Annotated in this window: 16 protein-coding genes, 1 tRNA gene and 1 pseudogene; 8 read left to right on the plus strand and 10 right to left on the minus strand. The window is 63.2% G+C overall.

Features of this window, described 5'->3' with window-relative positions:
• Window positions 1-30: 30 nt before the first annotated feature.
• The 4 genes from ACERLL_RS03580 (at window position 31) to ACERLL_RS03595 (ending at window position 2,317) form a co-directional block, all read left to right on the plus strand.
• Window positions 31-429, plus strand: a complete 399-nt coding sequence (locus tag ACERLL_RS03580; RefSeq protein WP_373654686.1) for a hypothetical protein — start codon at window positions 31-33, stop codon at window positions 427-429.
• Window positions 430-688: 259 nt separating this feature from the next.
• Window positions 689-1,123: a hypothetical protein gene (locus tag ACERLL_RS03585; RefSeq protein WP_373654687.1), complete on the plus strand. Its 435-nt coding sequence runs from the start codon at window positions 689-691 to the stop codon at window positions 1,121-1,123.
• Window positions 1,124-1,249: 126 nt separating this feature from the next.
• Window positions 1,250-1,325, plus strand: a tRNA-Lys gene (locus ACERLL_RS03590).
• Window positions 1,326-1,573: 248 nt separating this feature from the next.
• A complete protein-coding gene (locus tag ACERLL_RS03595) occupies window positions 1,574-2,317 on the plus strand; it encodes a hypothetical protein (RefSeq protein WP_373654688.1) in 744 nt (247 codons plus the stop codon).
• Window positions 2,318-2,756: 439 nt separating this feature from the next.
• Here ACERLL_RS03595 and ACERLL_RS03600 read toward each other — a convergent pair whose 3' ends face one another.
• The 9 genes and pseudogenes from ACERLL_RS03600 to ACERLL_RS03640 all read right to left on the minus strand — a co-directional run bounded on the left by ACERLL_RS03600 (window position 2,757) and on the right by ACERLL_RS03640 (window position 11,255).
• Window positions 2,757-2,936 carry a hypothetical protein gene (locus ACERLL_RS03600; RefSeq protein WP_373654853.1) on the minus strand — a complete coding sequence of 60 codons (180 nt, stop codon included), beginning with the start codon at window positions 2,934-2,936 and terminating at the stop codon, window positions 2,757-2,759.
• A 66-nt stretch (window positions 2,937-3,002) separates the two neighbouring features.
• Window positions 3,003-3,182, minus strand: a pseudogene (locus tag ACERLL_RS03605) (DUF5681 domain-containing protein); the annotation flags it as partial.
• Complete coding sequence (locus ACERLL_RS03610) at window positions 3,179-3,604, minus strand: hypothetical protein (RefSeq protein WP_373654689.1); 426 nt, start codon at window positions 3,602-3,604, stop codon at window positions 3,179-3,181. The gene ACERLL_RS03610 and the pseudogene ACERLL_RS03605, both read right to left, overlap by 4 nt.
• Before the next feature lie 178 nt (window positions 3,605-3,782).
• Window positions 3,783-6,488, minus strand: coding sequence for a DUF927 domain-containing protein (locus tag ACERLL_RS03615; RefSeq protein WP_373654690.1), 2,706 nt, complete (start codon window positions 6,486-6,488; stop codon window positions 3,783-3,785).
• 226 nt (window positions 6,489-6,714) lie between these two features.
• Window positions 6,715-6,924 carry a helix-turn-helix transcriptional regulator gene (locus tag ACERLL_RS03620; RefSeq protein WP_373654691.1) on the minus strand — a complete coding sequence of 70 codons (210 nt, stop codon included), beginning with the start codon at window positions 6,922-6,924 and terminating at the stop codon, window positions 6,715-6,717.
• Between the two features lie 87 nt (window positions 6,925-7,011).
• A complete protein-coding gene (locus ACERLL_RS03625; protein ID WP_373654692.1) occupies window positions 7,012-7,572 on the minus strand; it encodes a hypothetical protein in 561 nt (186 codons plus the stop codon).
• 56 nt (window positions 7,573-7,628) lie between these two features.
• On the minus strand, window positions 7,629-8,921 hold the full coding sequence (locus ACERLL_RS03630) for a tyrosine-type recombinase/integrase (protein WP_373654693.1): 1,293 nt from the start codon (window positions 8,919-8,921) through the stop codon (window positions 7,629-7,631).
• Window positions 8,922-9,256: 335 nt separating this feature from the next.
• Window positions 9,257-10,606 carry an ATP-binding protein gene (locus ACERLL_RS03635; protein WP_373654694.1) on the minus strand — a complete coding sequence of 450 codons (1,350 nt, stop codon included), beginning with the start codon at window positions 10,604-10,606 and terminating at the stop codon, window positions 9,257-9,259.
• Window positions 10,596-11,255, minus strand: coding sequence for a response regulator (locus ACERLL_RS03640; protein ID WP_373654695.1), 660 nt, complete (start codon window positions 11,253-11,255; stop codon window positions 10,596-10,598). Before ACERLL_RS03640 ends, ACERLL_RS03635 begins: the two co-directional genes overlap by 11 nt.
• A gap of 141 nt (window positions 11,256-11,396) precedes the next feature.
• On the opposite strand from ACERLL_RS03640, the gene ACERLL_RS03645 reads away from it, so the two are divergent.
• The 4 genes from ACERLL_RS03645 to ACERLL_RS03660 all read left to right on the plus strand — a co-directional run bounded on the left by ACERLL_RS03645 (window position 11,397) and on the right by ACERLL_RS03660 (window position 13,685).
• Entirely contained in the window at window positions 11,397-11,885 is a 489-nt protein-coding gene (locus ACERLL_RS03645; protein WP_373654696.1) for a DsrE family protein, read from the plus strand.
• A complete protein-coding gene (gene dsbG / locus ACERLL_RS03650; RefSeq protein WP_373654697.1) occupies window positions 11,872-12,474 on the plus strand; it encodes a thiol:disulfide interchange protein DsbG in 603 nt (200 codons plus the stop codon). The genes ACERLL_RS03645 and dsbG overlap by 14 nt, the downstream gene beginning before the upstream one ends.
• A 140-nt stretch (window positions 12,475-12,614) precedes the next feature.
• A complete protein-coding gene (locus ACERLL_RS03655; RefSeq protein WP_373654844.1) occupies window positions 12,615-12,803 on the plus strand; it encodes a protein-disulfide reductase DsbD domain-containing protein in 189 nt (62 codons plus the stop codon).
• 69 nt (window positions 12,804-12,872) lie between these two features.
• Window positions 12,873-13,685 (plus strand): redoxin family protein, encoded by an 813-nt coding sequence (locus tag ACERLL_RS03660; protein WP_373654698.1) that lies wholly within the window; start codon window positions 12,873-12,875, stop codon window positions 13,683-13,685.
• Window positions 13,686-14,188: 503 nt separating this feature from the next.
• Here the strand turns inward: ACERLL_RS03660 and ACERLL_RS03665 are convergent.
• Window positions 14,189-15,043 carry a hypothetical protein gene (locus ACERLL_RS03665; RefSeq protein ID WP_373654699.1) on the minus strand — a complete coding sequence of 285 codons (855 nt, stop codon included), beginning with the start codon at window positions 15,041-15,043 and terminating at the stop codon, window positions 14,189-14,191.
• Window positions 15,044-15,055 lie beyond the last annotated feature (12 nt).

The raw sequence follows: 15,055 nt of genomic DNA on the forward strand, positions 1-15,055 counted from the left end.
GCAACCCTGAACGGAACAAAGGATCCCTGCATGCAACGCATCGTTGCCTCCATGGTCCTTGGCGCGAGCCTCCTGCTTGCCCTGCCAACCAACAGCAAGGCCGCCAGCTACGTGGCCCAGGATGTGTGGTACAGCACCCTATACGGAGCGGCCGTAGGCGGTGTCGCCGGGACCGGGGTCATGCTACTCACGGACGATCCCCTGAAACATACCGACTACGTGGTAAGCGGGGTCGGAATCGGTATCCTCTCCGGTCTGTTCTACGGCATCTACTCCTACGCGGCCACGCCGAGCTACGGGGCCCTCGCCAACGTGGACGAGACCGGAGCCACGCACTACTCGGTGCCCGTTCCCCAGGCCTTTACCACCGAAATCGGCGGTCAGCGGGAGACGGGCGTTCGCGTGGATCTGATCCGGGGAAGGTTCTAGGAGCAGCGCTCCCGCAGCGCCGCTTCGGGAAAGGGGGCCGGGCGGGCTTCGCCCTGACGGTCGGACCGGCAGGATGGACCCGCCTTCGGATCGCTCCGGAGCAAGCGGCTCCTGGAGTGTTTCCGGGGCTTGATGGGACCACGCAGCACGCGGGGTGGACTGCCCGGAATCCCGACTGGAATACTCGGTCCAAGGAACGAATATCCCCAACCTGAAGCCACGGGTCGCCCGGCAGGGACCGAACCGACGGGAAACAGCCATGAGCGATGAGCAATCCAGCATAGTCGAACGATTCGAGCGCAGCGACGACGCCCTGCGCGATTGGGAGCGCCGCATCAATGTCGGCGAGGAGGTGGATGTCTGGGACTCCACTAACGCGGCCATCGATATCCTGAAGGACCTGATCAAGGCCTACCTTCTGGTCCTCGACCGGGAGTGGGAAGGCACCGAGGACGACCTCCTGGCCCTCTGGAAGGTGGCGGTGAAGAAGAATCCCAGCCTCAACACCATTCGGGACAACTGCCGGGAGCTCATCTACTACTACAACTGCGTGGACATGGACCGGCGGGACGCCCTGCCCGAGAACGCCCACAAGCAGGCCATCCGCACCGCCCGGCACGTATACCTCTATCTGCGCACGCGCGCCGAAGAGTCGGGCGCTCTTGAAAAGGCGCAAGGCCTTGGGGCAGGCTAAGTTCCGGCTTCCTGGCCGCTAAAGGCCGAGGGAGGCTGTAAGCGCGTTCACGCTCCGGCCAGAAGGGTAGAGGAATTGACCTTTGCCCATTCCATTGGCAAACTTCAGCGCTTCTCGACGACTGTCGGGCCGTTAGCTCAGTTGGCAGAGCAGCTGACTTTTAATCAGCGGGTCGCAGGTTCGACTCCTGCACGGCCCACCAAGTAAATCAAGGCTCTACGCGGAAACGTGTAGAGCCTTTTTAATTTGGGGTGAACTGTTGGGTGAACTGACCCCTTAAGTTTGGCCAGCCTGGGTGTAGGAATGAGAGTAGGTGCCTAGGTCCTATTAGCTCGGGAGTGTGCGGTTCCAATCTCTGGCTAGCATTAATTTGTTGGCTTATGCAAATAAATCTCCTTCTTTTTTAGGTGGGAAATTGGGTCGAGAAGATATATAAAGCGAGGGAGAATAATGTCAGAGTTTAATCCAGGAGAAAGGGCGTACGTCCCGGTTTCTAGGGTGGATGGATTAGATAGTTGGGATTTCGCGCTTCAGCAAACGGAGATTCTTGAACGGGAAGCTAATAGCGTTAAGGTTAAATTGGATGATGGCACCGCTTCAGATTGGATTGGAGTTTCTTTACTTCACAAAAAAGTAGGAGTTTTGATAATAAATATTGGGGATCTGTCTACCGAAGAATACCTTATGGACCCCTTGGCCAAATCAGTTGGCCAATTTTGCAAGCTTCTAATTCCAGATGACCAATTTAGGCAGATTAGAGTTCGGAGTTTAGAAGAACTTAAAATCCTATGGCACAAAGAGCAAGGTATCTATTCACATGTTATTTGGATTGGTCATGGAAAAAGTAATGGGATACATTTTGCCGTTGATGGATGGGTAGGTCCCGAAAAGATAAAGCGCGCTTTACATGTAAGGGGAGGTACTAAGAAAACGTATATTTCTTTATGTTGTAAAAATGGGTATAGAGATTTTGGGGGTGAGCTATCTCGTTCTACAATGTGCAAAAATTTTATAGGGCCATTTCACTCTGTTGATGGGGCAACTGCATCCCAGTTTTGTCAGACCTTTTTAACTAAGCATTTTTTGGGTGGAAGTACTCCAAAAGTATCTTTTAGGGAGGCACGAAACGCCACTCCTGGGAACGTTAGTTTCAGGCTTTGGAAAGGTGGGGGATTAGAAAGCACAACCGATTAGCCCTTCCGGGGAAATTTTTTATAAAGGGTACAGTATTGTTTAATTTTTCTTCTATGGGAAATAAAGGTGCTGGTTGTAAGCGGTAACTGGCATATTAAATTCTGAAAAGAAAATAGTCTTCAGGGTAAATTTGGGAATTAATTATTACGAAGCATTCTAGATTCGCAGCAGGCCGGATTATTTATGTGGTCGCCTTCTTAGCGTAATTATTCTATCCGAATATGATTTCTTCTGCGGTTTCCCACCTCGATCTAATTCAGCATTATCCATCCCATGCACCAGGGCGGCTATCTCGGAGCTAACAGGTATCTTTTCCCGAGGAGTATATTCCCAGTCTTCATGTAAAGGTTCGTTCGCTAGGGCCACAAGGCTCGCAATATTAGTTATTTTCATCCTCTTCTCTGAGCTTTCCGCCTCCAGATGCTTTAGCCTGCGGCGTTTATCGTTTATCCCCATCGTTTGTCTCTCCTTGTTCTAAGGCCGAAATACGGCGCTCCAGTTCGTCCATCTCAATAGCCTTGGCGTAGTTGCCCAGGGCCGCTAATAGTCGCTCCCCTGTATCGGGAGGTACTTGGCCCGTACCCACCGCCGCCATGATGGCCTTTGCCTTATCCGTCATAGAGGATGCCTCCGCCAAGCCAGGCACTTCCACGGGGCGTGCCTCGGACTTCGGAGGCGGGGCCAAGCGGTCTAGGCAGAGCCTTAGGGCAGTGGCGTCTCCTTGGAGAGCCAGGGTAACGGCCTGACTCACCAGATCGTCGCGGCAGGGCTCCAGTAGCTCTCGGACCTTTTCCGCCTCGGGCTTCCGGCCTTGGGGGTTGCCGGATTGTCCGGCCAGGAAGCGGCCCTTATTGTCTCGCCTCACCCTGTTCTCCCCTGCATATCAGGACCGCCGGCCCCACTGAGCCCCGGATGGGGCACCACGTCCCGTAGCATGGCCTCCAGGACCTCCGGCTCCGGCAGGCCGGACCAATCGCCGCCGCAGAACTCGCGGAATGCCTCTCGGCTCCAGCCGTACCGCTTCGCCACCGCCACGGCGGCCTCCACCTCCTCATCCGTGACGGGCGGCGGGGTCGGGCGCTCACCATTGGGCAGCGTAAGCAGCCGCGCCCACTGGCCCGTCTCCCAGGGGTAGCAGCGTTCGCACCACCACCCCCCGGCGCGGTCCTCCCACCAGCGGGCGGAGCCGCAGGCCGGGCAGGGGGCCTCGGGTTCTTCTTTCTGGGGCTGGGGCTCGGTTTCGGCGGAATCGTCTAGTAAGTCACTGACGGCATCTAGAAGGCTCATTTCCAAACCTCCGAAAAGGACCGGAACAACCGGAACAACCGGAACAAGGCTTCGTGTGGCCGGGCTTTGTAGGTGTTCCGGTAGATGTTCCGGTGCTGGAACAACCGGAACAGGTATCCTCTCGGGTGTTCCGGTATTGGCGTGACCGGAACAGGGGGCGGAACAGGCAAATTCCCCGTCATGCTGGGCTCCGTTCCGCTTGTTCCGGGGGTTCCGGTTGCGAATCGTCGTTCAGGATTTGCTCCCGGACGGCATAGAAGCGGGGCCGTTTCCCGCCCACCGAATGTAATGAGCGGTGCCGGCTGGCGTCGTTCTTGTAGAGAAGGCCCCGCCGGTCCAGCTCATTGGCAACGGTCTTGGAGTCGTGCCCGCCGCAGGCTTCCCGGAAGCCCTCGGGTGTGAACAGGTACAGGGCGTTTCCCTCGTCGTGGTAGCCCACCCGCTCCCGGACTTCGGGGCCGCCGCTCTTGGCCTGGAAGCGGGCTCCGTGCCGCAGGATGAAAGCCTGAATGGCCTCCACCCCCCGCTCCGCCTCGGATTGGGTCTCGGCACTGGCGAGCCATTTGTCCACCACCACCCGGACGGCTTGCTCCACCTCCTCATCCACGAAGGGAACCAGCCCCGCCCGGCGGGCCAGCCACCCGGCCACCAGGACGAGGCCGTACCGGCGGAGAACACGGCGCTGTTCTGCCGGAAGGTGGTCGGGGGTGAGACGGTGGGCGGCCCGGTCGAGAAGGGTGGAAACGGTGTTCCGCAGGTCGAAGGCATCATCCGACTGCCCCACCAGGTACTCCACCAGGGCGGGGCCTGCCGTGCCGTAGTAGCGCCCGCAGGCCCGCTTGAGGGCATCCCCGAAGTCCGCCACCGGCTCCCCGTGGGTATCCGCCAGGACCGGGTCCAGGGCCAGGTCCGCAATCCGCACAAGCTGCCCGCCCTTGGCCTTCTTGCCGCCCTCGGCAATCTTGGCGGCGGTGGACAGCTCCCCCGTGGAAAGTAGGAGGGTCCGCCAGGAACGTGGGGCCTTCAGGTTCCGGTTCTGGCTCATGGCGGCGCGGCCCTGTCCGCCGGCCACGTTGTAGACCAACGCGCCGAAGTCCCGGGCGGAGCACGTCCCGATTTCGTCCAGGCACAAGGGGGCGTCATTGTGCGCGGCGGCCAGCCCCTCCACTGCATTGCCGGTGGCGTTCCATCGCCGGATAAAGGCCGTGTCCGGGTTCTGGGCCGGATCGGCCCCGCAGCCGAACACGGAGGCCGCTACCTGAAGCCACGTCGTTTTCCCGGAAGTTGTGGTGCCGTACAGGTGAAAGCCCCCGGATTCCAGCTCCGCAGCCCGTAGCAGGGGTGCCGCCAGCCCGGCGCAAATGGCGAAGATCAGGGAGGGATTCCCGTGGCATGGGGTGGCGACGTGCGCCCGCCATTCGTCCAGGGTGCCGGCGGCATGGATGGTGCGGGCGGTAGGGCTGTACCGCTCGGGCTGGTAGACCACTTCCTCGTCGCCGCCGGCGGTAATGACGCGGTGGGGCTGGACGTACGCCAGGGCACCACCGGAATCATCCAGCCAGCCCAGGCGCTCCACGGAACGGACGCGGGCGGTGGGAGCGCAGCTCCCCAGGAATTGGGCCAGTTTGCGCTCCTTGCCGGGAATCACGGCCAGCCCATCGTCCGCCAGCTCTTGGGCTAGGGTGTTGCCCTGCTCATGGAAACGGCTGTAAGGAATGGCCCGCTCTTGGGGATTATGGTCGCGGTCCAGCCACCGGACCACGCCACCCCAGCCGCCGCCGTGGGGGTTGCGGGTGAGGGCGGCCACCCATACCGGGGCCAGGGCCACCCAATCCTCGTTCCCGTCGTCATCCACCCGGTGGACTCCGCTTGCAGAAATCCGCCATCCCGGCGGGGTTTCGGCTTCCCTCCACGGCGGCCCGGTCTCCGGGTCACGGTCTTCGCCCGCCGGTGATTCCTCTTCAGGGTTGGGGGCGTATGGTGCCGCCAGGGCCTCGGCTACCGCCTCCAGGCCGTAGGCTTGGGCTAGGTCGTTGAAGTCGCCGGGTTTCGGCGGTACTGCTACCAGCCCGCCCACCGCCCCGGCGGCGGCGCGGGCCTTGGCCTGCCCGGTGCCCGACTCGTCATGATCGGCGGCCACCACCAGCTCCACCCCCAGCAGCTTGTCCCGCAGGACGCGGACCACCGGCTCCAGGTTGCCGGCATCGAAGGCAACGGCCACGGCGTCTCCGGTGGCCTCATGGATGGATGCGGCGGTGGCGTAGCCTTCGGCAACGTAAAGGCGGGCGGAGGGCCGGCCTATGGCGTGGTAGGAGCCGCGCTTGGTGCCGCCGCTTAGGAACCGCTTGCCACCGCCCCCGTCGATGAACTCCAGGGATCGAAGGGCGCCGCCGGCGTCGCGCATAGGAACCACCAGGGCGTCGCCATGCTGGCGGAGGCCGTAACCTCCCACCCCCTTGGCCTGGAGATAGGGGTGATCCGCCGGGGCGGGGTCAGCCTCCTCCCATATACGGGCAGCCTTGGCGGAGGCCTCTTCCGCCCGGCGCTGCCGTTCCACCTCTCGCTGCCGGCGGGCTTCCGCCATTCGCTCTTGCCAGGCCCTGCGCTCCGCCCGGCTCATGGTCCGCCGGTCGCGGTCGCTCCAGGTATGGGAGCCATCGTGCCGCCAGCTGCCGAACGCGCCGCCGGCCCCGTAGTCGCCGGGTGGGTACAGGACGGCCCAGCCGGTGCGCTGGCCTCGGCGGTCGTCCGGGGCATCGAAGCGGTGGAGGTCACCGTCCGCAGGGATGGGCTCGGGCGGCTCCAGGCCCGCCTCCTGCATGGCCTCCCAGAACCGGGCCTCGATTTCGCCGGCGGGGCTCGGACTCGGTGCGGCTTCACCCATCGGCCACCCCCGTTTTCCGTAGTAGCTCCCGGGGGCGGGCACCGCTAATCTGCCGGCGCTGGAACCAGCGGAGAACCAGGGCCGCCAGGACTTCACGGACAAGGACGGGGGAGCCGTTGCGGGGCCGGTTAGCATCGGGGTACGCTTGCCCCCAATCAGGCGAGACCCCTTGCCTCCGGCCCGCGCCCCCTCCCGGGTGCGGGCCTTCGCACGTCCGGGCCATGGGTTAGTCCTCCCCCGCCGCCGGGCGGGAAGCCAGCCATTCTTCCAGGTCCTCCACGCGCCAAGCCACGGCTTGGGGGCCAAGCTGGATCGGCTTGGGGAATTTTCCCTGGCCCATCAACCGATAGACGGTGCTTCGGCTGAGCCCGTACCGGTCACTAACTTCGCGTAGACGAAGTACGCGCTTTTCGGCTTGTTCGATAGGGGTAGGCATAGAAAAGCCTCCGTTAAGGTTGATTGGGAACGGAGGCTAGTTTCGGAATGCGGGAAGCGAATGGCAGGGGAAATGATTGTGGGAGCGTTACCCTTGACGCTGGCGTTTTTCTACGTTCTGGCAGATTTTCTTTACCGAAGCTTCAGGGTTTCCAGAGCGGGCCCATGAATCTGAGAAAGAAAAAAGCGCTTCACTTACAATACTTACGGAACTAGGGCGGTTCTTGCTTTCCCCGTAAAGATGTATTCCATATTCGCTAACAAGTCTAGTGCAGGCCCTGTATATTATATAGTCCCTGGCCTTATTTTGTTTGGGGTCCTTCCCTGGTTTTTGCTTTGGAGGCTTTAGTTCTCCTCGTAAAACCTTAGCGTGAAAATCTTGGCAAAAACTAGGCACCACCCCTGATTCTTTAACGCTTGTAATTATGAAATCAATTAATGCGTGGTACTGGTAAATATCTATACTTTCTGGGTTGGCCTGGGCAATCCATTTTAGTTCTTCTAGAGCCTCTTCTTCCCATCCCTCTTTAGGCACCGCTTCCGTCTCCTCGATGCGCAAAAGGGCCTGCCAAGCCTCATTCGGGTTATCGCTATAACCCAATTCCTGGAGGCATTGTTTGGCTCGATCCAATAATTCTTGCTTGTTCAACAAAGTGACCTTTTTATTTGCTCCCGTTTCGCCGGACTTAGTGGCTGGTGCAAATCTTAGGCATTCGAGGCTTTTCCTTTCAGCCCATTAGCCAACTCCACCACCGCCGCCCCTTGGCCCTGCCCGGAGAAGGTGGCTCCCAAGTCCCGCTCCCAGGCTTCCAGGGCTTGGCGCTTCTCCTTATCGTAGCTGTGGCGGTCGTAGACCCCGCCCACCGTTTGGTCCTTGTGGTTCAGCAGCTTGTCCACTACAAGCCGGTTAAACCCTATCTCCGTGATGAGGGTGGCGGCGGTGCGCCGCAGATCGTGGGGGGTGGCCCGGTCCATGATAGGCTCCGCCTCCGGGTCGGCATCCTTGCCGGGGCGCTCGGCTGGATTGATGGCGCGGCGCATAGCTTGGCCCATGGCGTACTCGCTCAAGTGGTTGGCGCCCCGGCTGGCAGGAAATACCCACTGGCTACCCCCGGCCACTTCGGCGGCCTGGTCCAGGATGGCTAGGGCCTTTTCCGTCAGGGGCACCACATGGGCCTCCCCGTTCTTGGCCTTCTCCTTGGGGATGATCCACTGGCCCCGCTCCCGATCCACGTCCGCCCACTCCAGATTGAGCACTTCCCCGGGGCGCTGCGCCGTGCGGAGGATCAGCTCCAGGGCATCGCGGGTGGCGGGCCACAGGTTCATGCTGTCCAGCTCCGCGAACAGTAGCCGGATTTCCTCCCGGCTCAGAACCCGGTCCCGGGCTTTCTCCCGGCTCTGCTTGATGTGGGTGGCGGGGGAGTGCTCCAGCTCGCCGCGCTCTACGGCAAAGTTCATCATGCGCCGCACCACCGCTAGGGTGCGGTTGGCCTGCACCTCCGCCCCCCGGGCGCGGATGCCGTCCACCAGCTTCACAAGGTCCTTGCGCTCCACCTCCGGCAGCTTGAGCTTGCCCAGCCTCGGCACCACTTCCCGATTAAGGACGCGCTCGTCTTCCTCCCAGGACTTCTTGTTCGGCTTGGCCCACCGCTCCAAGTAGGTCTCCGCGAAATCGGCCACGGTGGGGGTGCGCTTCTTTTCGGCCTTGGCCTCCGCCTTGGCCTGGGCGGGGTCCACGCCTTCGGCCCGTTGCCCCTTGGCGGCCGCCAGGGCATCGCGGGCGGCGCTCAAGCTCATGGTGGGCTTGGTATCCCCGGGCTTTTTGTAGGTGCCCAGGGTCAGGCGGCGCGTGCGGCCATCCTCCTTGTAGAAGTAGAAAAAGGACTTGGTCCCCTTGGGGGTGACGCGCAATCCCAGGCCACCGGGCTCCGTAACCTCGTAACGCTGGGATTGAGGCTTGAGGGATTCCATGCGCTTCGCGGTGAGCTTTTCGGCCATGGGTGAGCCTCGGGGTGAACTGTGGGGTGAACCATAGACCTTGGCTTTGGCGGGAACGCCTGGGACGTTCTAAGACGGATGTTGCCCGGTTATGCGTGGTTATACAAGGGCTTGGAAGGAAGGGCTAGGAATAGAATGAAAACGGCAGGAAAGGTAAAATGCAGACTTTTAATCAGCGGGTCGCAGGTTCGACTCCTGCACGGCCCACCATCTGAATCAAGGGGTTATAGCTTCGGCTATAAGCCCTTTTCTTTTTGGGGCCTATAGCCGGAATCCATACTAAAGCTCCCAAGTATGTCGGCGTCCGGGCTCTTCGGAGGGGGAGCCTTACCGGGCTAGACGTTGGGAAACCAAACGGTTACCCGTAGCCCCGTGCCTTCGGCTCCTTCGCCCATTTCAAGGAAGCCGTCGTGAAGCTCCGCCACCCTGGCCGCGATGGGCAGTCCCAAACCGGAGCCCTGTCCGGTACTCTGGTTGCCCCGGTAAAAACGCGCCAGGGCCCTCTCCCGTTCCTCCGGGGCCAATCCCGGCCCGTTATCCTCCACTTCCAGCGACGGCGGATTGCTATTCAGGCGCATCCGCACCCGGCCATCCCTGCGACCATACCGGATGGCGTTGTGTATCAGGTTGGTCAGCAGGGACTCCAGGGCCTCGCTACTGCCCTGGACGATTACGGGGTCCTCGGGCAGGGAGGTCTCCAAGCGGATCCTGGCCTCCTTGGCCTGTCCCGCCAAGACCTCCCTTGCCCGGGTGATTACCCCCCGCAGGTCAACCGGCTCCTTCGGGAATTGCCCTGACTCGTCTAGGCGAGCAAGGGTCAACAGCTGATACACCAGCCGATCAGTCCGATCCGCGCCGGCTACCAGCTGGTGCAGGGCATGTTCGCGCTGTTCGGGCTGGGGGCTGTCCAGGGCGACCTGGGCCTGGGTTTTCAGGGCGGCCAGGGGGGTGCGTAGCTGATGGGCGGCATCGCCCAGGAAACGTCGCTCCCGGGCCAGAGTCTCGCGCAGGCGTCCCAGGAGCCGGTCGATGGCTGCGAGTAGGGGGGCTACTTCCCCGGGAGACTTGTCGCTGCCGCCCAAAGGCTCCACGGCGTCCGGAGTCAGGTTCTCCACCCGCCGGGCAGCCGCCTGAAGGGGCTTCAGCCCCCGGCGCACCGCGAAGCTGATGGCCAGGGCCAGGGCTGGAAGGCCCAGCAGGAAGGGGAGCGTCAGCCCGGCAGCAATGCGGTTGGCCAGGCCATCGCGGATGGCCAGCCGCTCGCCCACCACCACTCGGGGGGCCTCCCCGTTCGCCGGCGCGGCGTAGACCCGCCAGCGCTCGTTCCGCGCGGTGGCCTCGGAAAAGCCTGACGGGGTCTGGCTGAGGGGGTTCTGGGGGGCGCCGTCGGAGCGCGAAAGCAGTTGGCCGTTCAGGGACCAGACCTGGCAGGCCAGGCCCTCCGTCAGCGTCGTTCCTCCCGCACCCTGCATGGGGTTCTGCCGGCCGGGGTCCGGAGCGGTCGCCCCGTGCCACAGGTTCTGGACCAGGTTGGCGGACTCCACCAGCTTGGCGTCCAGGACCCCGTTTACTTCGGCCCGCAGGGCCACGAAGATCCAGCCCGCCGCGGCGGTCCATACCACGGCCAAGGTCCCGGCGATCACCCAGAAGAGCCGGCGCCGTAGCGAGGGTGGGCTATTCTTCATGGAAGCGGTACCCCACCCCGCGCACGGTCTCGATGTGGTGGCTGCCCAGCTTGCGCCGCAGGTTGTGGATATGCACTTCCAGGGCGTTGCTGGCAACCGCCTCGTCCCACCCGTACAAGCGCTCCTCCAGGTGCTCCCGGGCTACCACGCTGCCTGACCGTTCCATGAGCATGCTCAGCACGGCGACCTCCCGGTGGCCCAGGGGATGCTCTGCGCTGTCCACGCGCACCCGGAGCTGCTCCGGCTCCAGTTCCACCGCACCCACCACCACGCGCTCGGCGGGGGGCACGGTGCGGCGTCGGGCCAGGGCGCGTAGCCGGGCGGCCAGCTCCTCCAGATCGAAGGGCTTCGTCAGGTAGTCATCCGCGCCGGCGTCCAGCCCGTCCACGCGGTCCTGCACCGCGTCGCGGACCGTCAGCATGAGCACGGGCACCGTGAGGCCGGCCGCGCGCAGGGTCCGCAGCACCTCCAAGCCCGAGCGCTCGGGCAGCATCCAATCCAGCACCACCAGGTCGAATGGCTCGGCCCGCAGGGCCTGCTCGGCCGCCCCGCCTTCGGTTACCCAGTCCGTGGTGAAGCCCTTGGCCCGGAGGCCGGCCTGGATGCCGTCCCCGAGCAGGGTGTCATCTTCCGCGATCAAGACCCGCATGCGTTCCTCCCCTGGAGCCCCAGCCTGGCCGAACAGCCTTAAATGGACCTTAAGCCGCCGTCACAGGGAAGGGCGGGGTTTAAGGCGCCGTTAAGCCTCCTGCGCCATGCTGTCCGCCGAACGCAATCAGAGGAGCAGATCATGGCGGACGATTCGAGCGTTTCCTCCCGCCGGCAGTTCCTGGCTGCAGCCGGGAGCGTGGTGGGCGGAGTCGGTTTGGTCCCGGCAGCCCGGGCGTCGGAAGGGGGGTTGAGCTTCCCCGGCGAGGATCCGGAGATCCGCATCGTGTTCCAGATCAACCGGGATGATCCGGAGTACTACGACCGGATCCTGTTCAGCATGGGCGAGATCCTGCGCCAGTTAGACAACCGGGCCGAGCTGGTGGGTGTGGGCTTCGGACCGGGATTGAACCTTCTGCTCAAGGACCCACCGGCGACGGTGCGCAGCGACCACGGCGACAAGGTCAGCAGCCTGATGACCTACGGGGTCGGCTTACGGGCCTGCGAGAACACCATGCAGGCCCTGGACGCCACCGGAGACGACCTGCGGGACGGAGTGAAAACCGTCCCCGCCGGCGTGCTGGAGATGGCCGAACTGCAACAGAAAGGATTTTCCTATGTGGCCTGGTAACCTGAGGCCGCGCTCCCTCCTGCCCATGCTAGCGGCGGCCGTGGCCCTGTTTCTGGGCGGGAATGCCGCCCATGGGCAGTCCGGGGCGGACGCCTGGACGGTTCTGGAGAAGGAGGCCCACTGGATCCCCGCCGGGGCGGAGGAGCCCGAGCGGGTCATCTATGTCTTCACCGACCCCAACTGCCCCTACTGCCACGACCTCTGGAAGGTGACTAAACCGTACTACAGCGAGGGCCTCCAGGTCCGCCACATCCTGGTCGGCATCCTGAAGCCGAGCAGCCCCGCGAAGGCGGCGGCCATCCTCAGTGCCAATGACCCCGCTGCCGCGTTGCGTAGGCACGAGAAAAACTACGAAGACGGCGGCATCGCCCCTGCGGAAGATCCGGCACAGCTGGTGCGGACCCAGTTAGAGAATAACCAGCAGCTCATGCGTCGGTTCGGCGCGCGCGCTACGCCCACGGTGGTCTATCGGGACGGGGACGGAGGGGCTCAGGCCCTTTCCGGTATGCCTCGCTTGCAGGCCCTGCCCGGGATCCTCCGGCTGCCTGCGCAGCCCATCGAAGACCCCGATCTGCAGAAGTACCTCTGATTGCCCACTTGCCCAGGCCACAGGAGACTGCGCCATTGCGTAGCGCCTGATCCAGCCGCCCCGCCCTGGGGGCCCTTCTGCTTGTTGTCGCCCTGCTTGCCGGGGTCCTCGCCGGCGGGGGTGCCTGAGCCCGATCCAATATTCCGCAGCCCGGAGAGGCATTCCAGGTCTCGGCCAGGGCCTCGGGCCCGGGAACCGTCCGACTCACCTGGGACATTAGTGCGGCCACCTACCTCTACCGGGACAAGTTCGAACTGGCCGTGGTGCGACCCGAGGGGCCGAGGTGGTCGCCACCGAAAGCATACGAAGGAGGCCATTGTGCGAGCTAGATCGGCCCCGCCCCGGAGCCGGCTAGCCGGATTAGCCACACCTTCGTCAGTCAGACAGGAGGTATGCTCATGCTGTCCGTCGGTTTGGGTCCTTTGGCCTTCTCGGTAGGACAAGTATTGATCGCCCTGGCCACGGGCGCGGCTCTGGCTGCGGCCGGGCTTGCCGCCCGCGAGCCCAGTCAGCGTGCCGGCCCCCTTTTGCTTCACGCCCTGTTGGTTGGCGTGATAATGGCGCGTGTAGCGTTCGTCCTCGGCTCCTATCCCCAATATCAGGGTGACTGGTTCGCCATGCTGGACATGCGCGATGGCGGTTTCCTGGCTCTCCCGGGGGCGGTCTCGGGAGCTGCGTATCTGGGATGGTGGTTTTGGCGAGCACCCTCCAAGCGGCGGCCCCTAGCCATGGGAATTTTGGTTGGGAGTTTGGTCTGGGGGGTAACCGCAGGCAGCATCGCAACCATCGAAAGCACCAGTCGGGGATTGCCCCAAAGTCAGCTGGCGACCCTGGAAGGCGACCCGGCCCACCTCGGCGAATTCCGGGGAAAACCCATGGTGGTGAACCTATGGGCATCCTGGTGTCCACCCTGCCGGCGGGAAATGCCCCTTTTGGAGCAAGCCCAGGACCGGCGCGACGGCATTTCCTTCGTCTTCGTGAATCAAGGTGAGGGGCTCAAGGCCGTTGGATCCTACCTGAACAGGGAGGGCCTGGAGCTCGATAACGTCCTGCTCGATCGAGCTCGGGCGGTGGGGGCTGAAGTGGGGGCCAATGGTCTTCCCACTACCCTGTTCTATAACCGAGCAGGGCACCTAGTGGACGCGCATACGGGGATGCTTTCGGAGGCCACACTGCATCGGGGTCTGAAGCGCATAAAAGGCGGGTCGTAAGCGGCATGGAGCCCCTAGAGCTCTTTTATCCACTCAACCCCCCCAACCGTCGTCAATGGTCGCATTTTGTGCGATTAACCACCCCCGCTGGCCACTTTTAGCCAGAAATCGCCCGCCCACCTGATGGGGGCGGTCCCTTGATTTCGGGAGGCGGGCGGAAAATCCGTGGGAGGCCAGGACTTGCCGGTGAGGCAGGTTCCCGCCTCGGGCTTCTCCATGTTGGTACGGACATTGCTTATAAAGCGGGCAAGGGGTTTCATCCCGTTCCCGCCGGATCGGGGAGCTTTCATACGAAGCCCTTCCCAGAGATTCGTCGTTAGCCGCACCTTGAGCCCGCGCTACCGGTTAAACCTCCCCGGCGCTTCCCGCTGTGCGCCGGACCCGCATTGACGAAAGCGGCTTGAGGACACGCCACCACCACCAAACGGCGGCGGATCTCTGGGAAGGGCTTCAGCCCTCCCGGGCCAAAGGGGGGCCAGTCTGCGGAAGTCGGATCCGCCCTTCTATCGCGCCGGGCCGCTCTTGGCGTCCGATCCCTCCGCAGGCCCTCCCCGGGGGGTAAGCAGGTAGGAGCGATGCCTCCCCAGCAGTCCCTTCTTCCAGCCGATAATCTGTCCCGCGCCATTGATGTCCTGGATCCGCAGGTCGTCGAAGTATTCACGGCCGGGCTGGAACTTCTCTTCCACGGGGAATTCCGGGACATCCGCCGGGTCTACCAGCGTCCCGAGCGCGTGCTTTGATAGGGCTTGCCGCACCCATCGTTCCGTAGGGCTGGGCGCGTCGTTGGGAAGTGCGTCCGGATGCGGCTCCATGCCTACCTCCTCGGTCCAGCGGAAGCGCGTCTTGCGGCCATCCGCCCCCCAGGTCCATCCGTAGATGGCTCCCTCGGGCGTGATCTTCTCGGCCGCGCCTCCTTCCCGGGCGGCGCCCGGCAGCTCCCCGAGGTCCCGGATCTGGCCCTCGGCATCCCAGGAAACCGGGTCCTGTTCCGGGGAATAATCCCCGCCCCCGGATCCCACGGCCGTGCCCCGGTCGTTGATATCCCGCACCTTGGCCACCGGATTGCCGCCCGGGTCGCCTCCGGCCTTCTTCCATTTCGGAAGAAAGGGCAGCACGGTTACCTCCTCCGCGCCGGGCTTCCAGCGCCAGGGTGCCGTCCATACGGTACCGATATTGCCCACTACGACCCCCTGGTCGTTCAGGGCGCGGGCTCGAAGGTCCGCGTCGCCCTTGCCGATCGGCATTACATCGAAGGTGGGGAGAATGCGTTGGGAAGAATCGGGCTCCGCTGCGGCGGGCCCGCAGAAAAGGACCAGGAAAACGGGGAGGGATAGCGCCGCGCGGGGCAGCGTGGGCATGAGCATGCTCCT

The organism is Thiohalorhabdus sp. Cl-TMA, assembly GCF_041821045.1.
GTDB classification, from domain to species: domain Bacteria; phylum Pseudomonadota; class Gammaproteobacteria; order Thiohalorhabdales; family Thiohalorhabdaceae; genus Thiohalorhabdus; species Thiohalorhabdus methylotropha.